Raw genomic sequence first — 10,856 nt, 5'->3', positions numbered from 1 at the left:
CCGGCGGGCGCCTGTCCGGGGCGGCCCGCCGCCGCCATTGAATTTGAAGCACCAGGAGTGCGGTCGTGATCAGCAAGAACTGGCAGGATCTGTCAAAGCCCAACAAGCTCGAAATCAAGGTCGGAGACGATCCGAAGCGTCAGGCGACCGTCATCGCCCGTCCGCTGGAGCGCGGCTTCGGCATGACGCTCGGCAACGCGCTGCGTCGCGTGCTGCTCTCCTCGCTGCAGGGCGCGGCCGTCACCGCCGTCCAGATCGACGGCGTGCTTCATGAATTCTCGTCGATCCCGGGCGTCCGCGAGGACGTGACCGACATCGTCCTCAACATCAAGGCCATCGCGGTCAAGATGCAGGGCGAGGGCCCCAAGCGCATGACCCTGCGCAAGACCGGCCCCGGTACCGTCACCGCTGGCGACATCAACACCATCGGCGATGTCTCGATCCTGAACCCTGACCTCGTGCTCTGCACGCTGGACGAGGGCTCCGAGATCCGCATGGAGTTCACCGTCAACACCGGCAAGGGCTACATCCCCTCCGAGCAGAATCGCCCGGAAGATGCGCCGATCGGCCTGATCCCGGTCGACAGCCTGTATTCGCCGGTCAAGAAGGTGTCCTACCGCGTCGAGAATACGCGCGAGGGCCAGAACCTCGATCGTGACATGCTCACGCTCAACATCGAGACCAATGGCTCGGTGACCCCTGAGGACGCGCTGGCGCTCGCCGCCCGCATTCTGCAGGACCAGCTTGCCGTCTTCATCACCTTCGAGGAGCCGCGCAAGGAAGAGGCCGTCTCGACCGCGCCGCAGCTGCCCTTCAATCCGGCGCTGCTCAAGAAGGTCGACGAGCTCGAGCTTTCCGTGCGTTCGGCGAACTGCCTGAAGAACGACAACATCGTCTATATCGGCGACCTGATCCAGAAGTCGGAGGGCGAGATGCTGCGCACCCCGAACTTCGGCCGCAAGTCGCTGAACGAGATCAAGGAAGTGCTCGCCACCATGGGCCTCCATCTCGGCATGGACGTCACCGGCTGGCCGCCGGAGAACATCGAAGAGCTCGCGAAGCGCTTCGAGGAGCATTACTGATCCAGCCGGCGCGGGCTCGCTCCCGCGCCGTTTTCCCGCCCGGTGCATGAGCGCCGGAGCATAAAGAACGGCCGTACCGTGGCACGGCGGCCGTAAATCACGAAGGAGCCACCCATGCGTCACGGTTTTCGCGGTCGTCGTTTCAACCGCTCGGTCGAGCATCGCAAGGCGATGTTTGCCAATATGTCCCAGGCCTTGATCAAGCACGAACAGATCACCACCACGCTGCCCAAGGCCAAGGATCTGCGCCCGGTCGTCGAGAAGCTGATCACGCTCGCCAAGCGCGGCGACCTGCATGCCCGCCGCCAGGCGATCGCGCAGATCAAGGACGTCGTCCTGGTTGCCAAGCTTTTCGCGGTGCTCGGGCCCCGCTACAAGGAGCGCAATGGCGGTTATCTTCGCATCATGAAGGCGGGCTTCCGCTTCGGCGATAACGCTCCTCTGGCCGTAATCGAGTTCGTCGATCGCGATGTCGAGGCCAAGGGCAAGGATTCTGGCCCGGTCTTCACGGCGGAAGACGAGGCGGCCTGAGAGTTTTTCTCTTTTCGGCTCGGTTTCAAAGGGCGGCCTTCGGGTCGCCCTTTTTTTTATTTCGAAGGGCTTGGCCCTTTGCGGTCAGCGGCTCTGGCGCGCCAGCTCCCCGGCGAGGTCGAGGATCACATCGGCGTCCTGTCCTGGCAGATCGGCTTCCGGTGTGACGCCATAGAGGCCGAAGATGAAGGTCGTCGTCTCGTCACGTTCGGCCAAGCCCATCGACCAGCGTGCGAATCCGCGCCGTGCGATCGGGCTCTCCGCAAGCAGGCGGATCGCGCCATGACGGGGATCAGCGGCGATGCGGGTATAGGTTTCCGCCACTGTCGCGTCATCGCCCTCGAGCACCTGCGCGAAGGCGCCGCTCGTCACGAGGAGGAAGCCGGTTACGGCGTTGCGCGCGTTGAGGCGTTGAGCGGTTTCGACGATCCGATCGATCTCGCGGTGACGATTGGCCTCGACGAGGCGGCTTTCACTGGCATAGATAAGTTGGATCAAGCTCATGGCCGCTCCCTCAAGCGTGCAGACCGGTGGCGATCGAGGCAACCAAACCCTCTGCACCCTGGACGGTGACGGGCCGCATCGATGGATCGATGCAGAGCTTCAAACGTTGCCGCGATATCATTGTTTCACCACGAGGACAGGCATGACCGCAATTTCCCTGAGATCCCGGTCCTGGCCGAGGGCCAGCGCCTATGCGCTGGCCCTGGTTGCAGGGCTGGCATGCTGGCCTGCCGCCGGCCAGGTTCGGCAGGTGCCCGAGACGCGCCAGGAGATTTCGCTGTCCTTTGCCGGCGTCGTCAAGAAGAGCGCCGGCGCCGTCGTCAACGTCTATGGCGCGCGCGTCGAAGCCCAGCCGCGCAACCCGTTCATGGACGATCCGTTCTTCCGCCGCTTCTTCGGCGATCGCGGCTTCGGTGTGCCGCAGGAGCGGGTCAAGCGTTCGCTCGGCTCGGGTGTGGTGGTGGACGGCAGCGGCCTCGTCGTCACCAATAACCACGTCATCGAGGGGATGAGCGAGGTCAAGGTCGCGTTTGCCGACAAGCGCGAGGTCGAGGCGACGATCCTGCTGCGTGACCCGCGCACCGATCTCGCCGTGCTCAAGCTCAAGAGCGCCAAGGATCTGGTTGCGATCGAACTCGCCGATTCCGACAAGGTCGAGATCGGCGATATCGTGCTGGCGATCGGCAACCCGTTCGGTGTCGGCCAGACGGTGACGCAAGGCATCGTCTCGGCGCTGGCGCGCACGCAGATCGGCGTCGGCGACGCGCAATCCTTCATTCAGACCGATGCTGCGATCAACCCGGGCAATTCGGGCGGCGCGCTGGTCGATATGCAGGGCCGGGTGATCGGCATCAACACGGCGATCTTCTCGCGCTCGGGCGGCAGCCATGGCATCGGCTTCGCCATTCCCGCCGCCATGGTGCGCGTCGTGGTCGAAAGCGCCAAGACGGGGGCCACCACCGTGCGCCGCCCCTGGTTCGGGGCACGGCTCCAGGCGCTGACGGCCGAGGTCGCCGACGGGCTCGGGCTCGATCGACCGGCCGGCTCGGTCGTCGCGGGCGTGGTCGAGAAGGGCCCGGCGGCGGAGGGGGGGCTGCGCCGCTCCGACGTGATCCTGGCGGTCGACGGCTTCAGCGTCGATGACCCCGAAGCGTTCGGCTATCGGTTCGCGACCCGGCCGCTTGGCGGTGTCGCCTCGCTGACGGTGCTGCGGAGCGGCAAGCGGGTCGTCCTGCCGGTGAAGCTGATCCCGGCACCGGAACTGCGCCCGCGCGAGCCGGTGACGTTGTCGGGCCGCTCGCCGCTGGCGGGGCTCACCGTGATGAACCTGTCGCCGGCTTTGGCCGAGGAACTCGCGATCGATGCCGGGACCGACGGGGTCGTCGTCGGCGATATCGAGGAGGGCAGCACAGCCGCCCGCATCGGCTTCCAGAAGGGTGACATCGTCCAGGCGCTGAACGGCGAGCGCATGGTCAATTCACGCGATGTCGAGGCCGCGCTGAAAGAGCGTAAGCGCTCCTGGGAGGTGACTATCTCACGCGGCGGCCAGAGCGTGACCTCGGTCTTTCCGGGGTGAGCCACAATCTCTGTCATTCCGGGGCAGGCCGGAAGCCTGAACCCGGAACCCACGACCGGGTGAGAGTTCCCCTACGCATCGGCAGGTCCAGCCCGATCGTGGGTTCCGGGTTCGCCGCGTTGCGGCGCCCCGAAATGACAGGTTGAGGCTGACATGAGCGATCTTTTCGCCGCATCGGGGCTCGACAAATCCGGTCCTCGCCCGCTGGCCGACCGGTTGCGGCCGACGACGCTCGGCGAGGTCGCCGGCCAGGAGCATCTGACGGGGCCGGAAGGCGCGCTGACGCGGCTCGTGCAGTCGGGCTCGCTCGGCAGCCTGATTTTTTGGGGGCCGCCCGGCACCGGCAAGACCACCGTGGCACGGTTGCTCGCGGGGCAGGTCGAGCTCGGCTTCGAGCAGATCAGCGCGATCTTCTCCGGCATCGCCGATCTGAAGAAGGTCTTCGAACAGGCGCGGGGCCACCGGCTCGGCGGCAAGGGCACGCTGCTCTTCGTCGACGAGATCCATCGCTTCAACCGGGCCCAGCTCGACGCCTTCCTCCCCGTGATGGAGGACGGCACGATCACGCTGGTCGGCGCCACCACCGAAAACCCGTCCTTCGCCCTCAATGCCGCGCTGCTCTCGCGCGCCCGCGTGCTGACCTTCAAGTCGCTGGACGAGGGCTCGCTGTTGTTCCTGCTCGGCCGCGCCGAGCTTCTGGAAAAGCGCGATCTGCCGCTGACGCCCGAGGCCAAGCTCGCACTCGCGCGCTTCGCCGATGGCGACGGGCGCGCCGTGCTGACGCTGGCCGAGGAGCTCTGGCGCGCGGCGCGGCCGGGCGAGATCTTCGACGAGGCGGGGCTGGCCGAGGTGATCCAGCGCCGCGCGCCGATCTATGACAAGGCGCAGGACGGCCACTACAATCTCATCTCGGCGCTGCACAAGACGATCCGCGGCTCCGATCCCGATGCCGCGCTCTACTATTTTGCCCGCATGCTCGATGCCGGCGAGGATCCGCGCTTCCTGGCGCGCAGGCTGGTGCGGATGGCGGTCGAGGATATCGGGCTCGCCGACCCCCAGGCACTGGTCCATGCGCGGGCCGCCACCGAGACCTACGAGCAGCTCGGCTCGCCGGAGGGAGAACTCGCGCTCGCCAATGCCGTGATCTATCTGGCGACCGCGCCGAAATCCAACGCCGCCTACAAGGCCTACAAGGCGGCGCGCAAGGTCGCCGCCGAGCGCGGCTCGCTGATGCCGCCCAAGACGATCCTGAACGCGCCGACCAAGCTGATGAAGCAGGAGGGCTATGGCGCGGACTATGCTTACGATCACGATGCGCCCGACGCCTTCTCCGGCCAGGACTACTGGCCCGACGCGCTCGGCCGCCAGCGCTTCTACGACCCGCCCGAACGCGGCTTCGAGCGCGAGATCAGGAAGCGGCTCGAGTATTGGGAGAAGCTGCGGGAGGAGCGGGGGGAGGAGTGAGCCAAAACGTCCGGATTGATCGATCGCAAGGGCGTGGCGACCATGCCGGCATTATCATGCGTGTTCGCCGATGATGTCGGCCTTGGATCGAACGCCCATGATCTCGCTCGTCGCTCGCGCTCTCCTGATCGTGCCCTCGCTGATCGCGGGCTGGTTCGTGTCGGAGGACGACGTCGCCTATTGGGTCGTCGCATTCGCCATCGCGCTGGTCTTCATTATCCTGACGATCGCCTTCGAACTCTATGTCCATCCGCTGCTGACGCGCGGGCGCAAGGCGTAAAGGCCTGTTCGAGCCGTCGCTGGCGCGACTCGTCAGGAGCGGCTCAGAACGCGCGTTCGATGAAAAGCTGGGCCGAGAGCTGGCGGCCGCCCAGGGAGGCCGGGACGGCACGGTTGGCGATGGCGATGTTGGTCCAGGCGACAGAGCCTTCGAGACCGGCCTTGAGGCCCTCCAGCGGCGTCCAGACGAGGTTGGCGCTGGCGCGGTCGATGCGCAGCTTCCCCTTGCTGGAATGGGTGAGCGGCACCGTGAGCTGGTAGCGGCTGACATAAAGGTTGCTGGCGAGCTCATCGGTCCATTCGCGCCGTGCTGCCAGCACGCCCGAGAAGCCACGGGTTGAATCGACCGCGGTCAGCACCTGCCGGACGATCGTGGCGTCGAGCGACGAGCCGATATAGGCGGCGGCATCGGTTGCGCCGGCGATCTGGGCGGTGATTTCGCCGGGGCGGCCGAGGATCGGCAGCTGATAGGTCGCGCCGACGATGCCGGCGCGGCCGAGCTTGGGCACCGAGCCGGGCACGTCGCGCAGCGCTCCGGCCATATGCAGCGTCAGCCCGCCATTTGTGTAGGTCAGGCGCGCGATGCCGTCGGGGACGCGTCCCTTGGCCACGGGGATGGTTGACGTCGTCGCCAGCGTCGTGTCCTCGGCGGAGAGCGCCAGGTTCCAGCGCTCCGTCAGATCGCGCTCCCAGGCGATCAGCCCGACAGTACGGCCGGGAAGGCGGGCGCTGAAGGCGAATTCCTCGCCGGTCCAGAAGCTGAAGCGGGAGGATGACAGCCCGAAGGTCACCGTGCCGACCGTGACGGTGGCCTCGTCGATCGTCGGCGTTTCGGGTTCGCCGCTGGCGGGCCGCAGCGAAAACTCGAAAGCCGAGCCGATGCGCAGGCCCGAGGCGAGATCATGGGCGGTCTCGATCCGCAGCGAGGCGCTCGTCGGCCAGGAATAGGCCGGCTTGGGTGCGGCGTCTCCAGCGCGCGGGATCCGGTAGCTGTCGAACTGCAGGCCGGCGGTGACACTGCCCGAGACGGCAAGGCAAGTGCTCGAGCCCGGCAGGATCAGCCCCGGGACGCTCTCGTCATCCTCGTCCTCATCATCGGAATCGTCGTCATCGTCCGCGTCGTCCTCGGTCCCCGGCGCGGCCGCCGCGCTCGCGTCCTCGGCTTCAGGGAAGAGGGAGGCGATGTCGGGCGGCTTGATGATGCAGCTGCGGGCGAATTGCGGGGCGCTGGCCGGGAGCGGGCGTGGCATGGCGGCCTGCGCGGCCCCGAGCGCGATGCAGGAGGCACTGATCGCCAGAAGGAGTGCGCGGCATGCGCGTCGCGCCCTTGCCCCGCCGGCACAAGCCGCCTCCTGCGCGCCCTCCCGCATGTCGTTCCGTGCCCCCCGGCCCCAGCGTCAAGACGCTTCCGCTACACCTCTCAGCTTGGCGACCATGCGGCAAGGGCCCGATTTCGTTTGTGCGCAGGCGATGCGCTGGCTATTGCAGGGCGATGACCTCCACTCTTCTCGTTTTCCTGGGCGCCGGTATTGGCGGCATGCTGCGGCATGGCGTCAATCTCGTCTCGCCGCGCTGGTTCGGCAGTGGCTTTCCGACTGGCACGCTGCTGATCAACGTGCTTGGGTCCGCGCTGATGGGGCTGATCGCCGGCTGGCTTGCCTTCAAGACGCAAGCCGGCTGGTCGCAGCATGCCAGGCTGTTCCTGACCACCGGCGTGCTCGGCGGCTTCACCACCTTCTCGGCCTTCTCGCTCGACGCGGTTCTGCTGTGGGAGCGCGGCGAGACCGGGCTCGCCGCGACCTATGTTGTGGGCTCGGTCGTCCTCTCGCTGGCGGCGCTGTTCGCCGGCCTCGCATTCGTCCGGAGCCTGTCATGAGAATTGGTGGGAGCAAGGCCGGCAGCGGCGGCAGGGCTGGTGGCAAGGGACCCGGTGGCAAGGGACCAGGTGGCAGGGGAACGGCGGGCAAAGGACCGGCTGGCAAGGGGCCGGCTGGCAAGGTCAGGCGCCCGAGCCATGACGCGCGTCGCTCGGCGCAGGCCTCGGCCCGGCCACGCCCCGAGCGCGAGGAGGCGGAGATCCGCACCGAGCCGACGCGCAACCCGGCGCCGCACCACCCCGTGCCGCGTGCGGCCGGGCCGCGAAAGCCTGCTGCTCCGCTGGTTGCCAAACCTGCCGCCAGACCTGCTCCCGCGCGCCGCGCGCCGGTCAGCGAGGGGCCGACGCGCGCCGAGGTCAAGGCCGAGACGGCGCAGGTGCTCGCCACCGGCGTGCAGCAGCTCGTGGTCAGCGCCGACGAAAACGAGATGCGGATCGACCGCTTTCTCGAGAACCGCTTTCCGCAGCTCTCCTTCAGCCATATCCAGCGCATCGTCCGCAAGGGCGAGCTGCGCGTCAACGGCAAGCGCGCCGACAGCAAGGACCGGCTCGAAGAGGGCCAGACGGTGCGCATCCCGCCGCTCAAGCTGGAGCCGCAGGAAAGCCGGCCGCGCTCGCTCAAGGCCGATGACGACACGCTGGGGTTCCTGCGTTCGATCACGCTCTACGAGGATGACGACGTCATCGTCCTGAACAAGCCGGCGGGGCTCGCCGTCCAGGGCGGCTCGGGCACGACGCGCCATGTCGACCAGATGCTCGACGTGCTGACCGACAAGAGCGGGCAGAAGCCGCGCCTCGTCCACCGGCTCGACAAGGACACGGCCGGCTGCCTTGTCATCGCCAAGTCGCGCTTCGCGGCGGCGACGCTGGCCAAGACCTTCCGCTCGCGTTCGGCTCGCAAGGTCTACTGGGCGCTGGTGGCCGGCGTGCCGCGCGTGCGCCAGGGCCGGATCTCGACCTATCTCGCCCGCGAGGAGGCCTATGACGGCGACCAGCGCATGGCGGTGGCCCAGCATGGCGAGGACGGCGCGATGCATGCGGTGACCTATTACGCCGTCGTCGAGACCGCCGCGCAGAAGCTCGGCTGGCTCTCGCTGAAGCCGGTGACGGGGCGCACCCACCAGTTGCGCGCGCATGCCGCCCATATCGGCCATCCGATCGTGGGCGATCCGAAATATTTCAACATCAAGAACTGGGAGCTGCCCGGCGGCATCCAGAACAAGCTGCATCTGCTGGCGCGGCGCATCGTGCTGCCGCATCCGCGCGGCAAGGGCACGATCGATGTCAGCGCGCCGCTGCCGCCCCATATGCGCCAGTCCTGGAACCTGCTCGGCTTCGAGGACGCGCATTACGACCCGATCGTGGACGCGCCCGACGAGTGATCCTCGTGAGGCTCGGGATCGACCCGAGCCTCTCCTGCGAGCGAATCTCCGGTCTGCGCTTCGCTTTGCCCGTGAATGACGAAAGAGAACGATTGCGGAACAAAAGGAATTATGTTTTCTTTTTGTTCCCATCACTCTTTTGCGCAGGTGCTCCGATGATCCGTTTCGCCTTCCTGCTGGCCGGCCTCGCTTTCACCACTTCCATGCCTGTTTTTGCGCAGAGCCCCGTTGCGCCGGCTTCGCGCGTCGCTTCGGTCGCGGCCGACGAGCCCGTGCCGCGTACTGAGCGCGCCAAGGCCCGGCAGGATTGCCTGGCCGAGCATGTCGCGCTCTCCGGCGACGATCTGCGGGCCGCGATGCGCGACTGCATGCAGGCGAAGTTCCCCGGCGTTCAGCTCTATGCCCGCGACGGCTTGACGCGAGACGGCAAGCCGACGGCCGTGGCGACGCGGGCGGCCTGCAAGACCGAGATCGACGCCCAGAACCTTGCGGGCTCGACCCGGACGGCGGCGCTCATTGCCTGCTTCAACGCCAAGCGCCCCGATCTCGCCCAGCGCGCCGAATGCCGCAAGGATGCGCGCGGCAAAGGGCTGGATGGCGAGGATCTGCGCAAGGCGGTCGAGGCCTGTGCCCGCGAGGCCCGTAGCTGAACACGTGCGGGGCTGGTGGTTCGAGCCATGACCGCAGCGCAGTGGATCGCGCCTGCGATCCGGGCTACAGCGCCGCCATGGACCTCATCATCTTCGATCTCGACGGCACGCTGATCAATTCCGAGGCGATCCTGCTTGCCGCGCAGGTCGAGACCTTCGCCCGGCATGGGCTCGTCCATCCCGGCCGCGAGGCAGGTCTCGGCGTGGTCGGCTTGACACTCGACATCGCCCTGATGCGGCTTGGCGGGCTGCCCGCGCCGGATGCGGCCTTGGCCGAGACCTACAAGCAGGTCTTCGGGGCGATGCGGCAGCAGGCGCAGATCGACTCCGCCCTCGACGAGCCGCTCTTTCCGGGCGTCGCCGAGACGCTGGCGGCACTGGCGGAAACGCCCGGCGTCAAGCTCGGCATCGCCACCGGCAAATCCCGGCGCGGAGCGGACTACATCATCGCGCGCCATGGCTGGGAGGGGCTGTTTGCGACCGTGCAGACCGCCGACGACGCGCCCTCCAAACCGCATCCCGGGATGATCCTGCGGGCGCTGGCGGAGACCGGCGCGGCGCCGCAGCGGACCGCGATGGTCGGCGACGCCTCGTTCGACATCGAGATGGCGCGGGCCGCCGGCGTCGTGCCGGTCGCGGTCTCCTGGGGTTTCCAGCCGGTCGCGCATCTCGTCGCGCTGGGCGCGCGGCATGTGCTCGACAACTTCCCGGAGCTGCCCGGGGTGTTGGGTTTGCGGGCTACGCTCGCGGCTGGCGAGCGGGTTTGACCGGCGGCGTCGTCTGACCTCTGCTCGGGCTTGACCCGAGCATCTCGGAAACCAGTTCTTCCGTCACGAGATTCTCGGGTCTGCGCTTCGCTCGCCCGAGAATGACGCTCCGACGCAGCAGGTCGCTGTCCTTCAGAGTAACATCCTCGCAACCACGTCCGCTCAGGGCCGTTTAACCTGAACACGCGTTCAGGTTTGGGCGTTAACCACCTGATGGCGGGTCTCGACCCATGGTGTTCCCACAGCAGGAACGTACCGGCACAAAACAACGCCGGACAGGGGTCGAACAATGATTGGTCATGAGCTCCGCGAATTCGTTGACCGTGTGATGGATCGTCTGGTCATCGATGATGAAGACGTGCGTCTTCTCCAGCGTGACATTCTGAACGAAAGCGTTCTGACGCGCGACGTGATCGATGTGCTGGTGGCGCTCGATCGGGCCGTGCCCGCGCATGGCGAGGCCTTCGCCGACTATCTCGTCGCGCTGGTCGTCGATTTCGCGGTCTGGCAGAACCGGCCGACCGGCGTCATCGACCGCGACAAGGCGCAGTGGCTGGTAACGACGTTGTCGGCCGGCGAAGGCCCGACGCCGACCGCCCGTCGCATCGCCTTCGAGATCGTGCGCGAGGCGGAGCGCTGCGACGAGGCGCTGATCGGCTTCGCACTCGATAAGGGCCATGCCAAGCCCGCGCGCTTCTGGCCCGAGCGGGTGCTGCTCGCGAGCTGACGGCTCGGCGCGCATCGA

The 10,856-nt window shown here is 67.3% G+C and carries 12 protein-coding genes; 10 read left to right on the top strand and 2 right to left on the bottom strand.

Annotated features, from left to right (window positions below; genetic code table 11):
- Nucleotides 1-65 precede the first annotated feature (65 nt).
- On the top strand, nt 66-1,082 hold the full coding sequence (locus tag IP69_RS19115; RefSeq protein ID WP_054144423.1) for a DNA-directed RNA polymerase subunit alpha: 1,017 nt from the start codon (nt 66-68) through the stop codon (nt 1,080-1,082).
- 114 nt (nt 1,083-1,196) lie between these two features.
- Nucleotides 1,197-1,613, top strand: a complete 417-nt coding sequence (gene rplQ, locus IP69_RS19110) for a 50S ribosomal protein L17 (protein ID WP_054144422.1) — start codon at nt 1,197-1,199, stop codon at nt 1,611-1,613.
- Between the two features lie 84 nt (nt 1,614-1,697).
- Here the strand turns inward: rplQ and IP69_RS19105 are convergent, their stop codons facing one another.
- Nucleotides 1,698-2,117, bottom strand: a complete 420-nt coding sequence (locus tag IP69_RS19105; RefSeq protein WP_054144421.1) for a BLUF domain-containing protein — start codon at nt 2,115-2,117, stop codon at nt 1,698-1,700.
- Nucleotides 2,118-2,259: 142 nt separating this feature from the next.
- Between IP69_RS19105 and IP69_RS19100 the strand changes: the two genes are divergently transcribed.
- The 3 genes from IP69_RS19100 (at nt 2,260) to IP69_RS19090 (ending at nt 5,437) form a co-directional block, all read left to right on the top strand.
- The gene (locus IP69_RS19100; RefSeq protein ID WP_054144420.1) at nt 2,260-3,693 is read left to right on the top strand and encodes a Do family serine endopeptidase; all 1,434 of its coding nucleotides are present in this window, start codon (nt 2,260-2,262) and stop codon (nt 3,691-3,693) included.
- 153 nt (nt 3,694-3,846) lie between these two features.
- On the top strand, nt 3,847-5,157 hold the full coding sequence (locus IP69_RS19095) for a replication-associated recombination protein A (protein ID WP_054144419.1): 1,311 nt from the start codon (nt 3,847-3,849) through the stop codon (nt 5,155-5,157).
- Between the two features lie 97 nt (nt 5,158-5,254).
- Nucleotides 5,255-5,437: a hypothetical protein gene (locus IP69_RS19090; RefSeq protein WP_054144427.1), complete on the top strand. Its 183-nt coding sequence runs from the start codon at nt 5,255-5,257 to the stop codon at nt 5,435-5,437.
- A gap of 43 nt (nt 5,438-5,480) precedes the next feature.
- Here the strand turns inward: IP69_RS19090 and IP69_RS19085 are convergent, their stop codons facing one another.
- Entirely contained in the window at nt 5,481-6,686 is a 1,206-nt protein-coding gene (locus IP69_RS19085) for a hypothetical protein (RefSeq protein ID WP_156323547.1), read from the bottom strand.
- A gap of 242 nt (nt 6,687-6,928) precedes the next feature.
- Between IP69_RS19085 and crcB the strand changes: the two genes are divergently transcribed.
- From crcB to IP69_RS19060, 5 genes are all read left to right on the top strand, one after another.
- Nucleotides 6,929-7,312 (top strand): fluoride efflux transporter CrcB, encoded by a 384-nt coding sequence (crcB, locus tag IP69_RS19080; RefSeq protein WP_054144417.1) that lies wholly within the window; start codon nt 6,929-6,931, stop codon nt 7,310-7,312.
- Nucleotides 7,309-8,694 (top strand): RluA family pseudouridine synthase, encoded by a 1,386-nt coding sequence (locus IP69_RS19075; RefSeq protein ID WP_054144416.1) that lies wholly within the window; start codon nt 7,309-7,311, stop codon nt 8,692-8,694. Before crcB ends, IP69_RS19075 begins: the two co-directional genes overlap by 4 nt.
- A gap of 155 nt (nt 8,695-8,849) precedes the next feature.
- Nucleotides 8,850-9,344, top strand: coding sequence for a hypothetical protein (locus IP69_RS19070; RefSeq protein WP_054144415.1), 495 nt, complete (start codon nt 8,850-8,852; stop codon nt 9,342-9,344).
- A gap of 77 nt (nt 9,345-9,421) precedes the next feature.
- Complete coding sequence (locus IP69_RS19065) at nt 9,422-10,111, top strand: HAD-IA family hydrolase (protein ID WP_054144426.1); 690 nt, start codon at nt 9,422-9,424, stop codon at nt 10,109-10,111.
- A 358-nt stretch (nt 10,112-10,469) separates the two neighbouring features.
- Nucleotides 10,470-10,838 (top strand): hypothetical protein, encoded by a 369-nt coding sequence (locus IP69_RS19060; RefSeq protein ID WP_156323546.1) that lies wholly within the window; start codon nt 10,470-10,472, stop codon nt 10,836-10,838.
- The last annotated feature ends 18 nt before the right edge of the window (nt 10,839-10,856 follow it).

The sequence above is a fragment of the Allobosea sp. AAP35 genome (assembly GCF_001295925.1).
Classification (GTDB): Bacteria; Pseudomonadota; Alphaproteobacteria; order Rhizobiales; family Beijerinckiaceae; genus Allobosea.
Note: the sequence above shows the minus strand (reverse complement) of the source record. Positions and strands in the feature narration are given on the sequence as shown.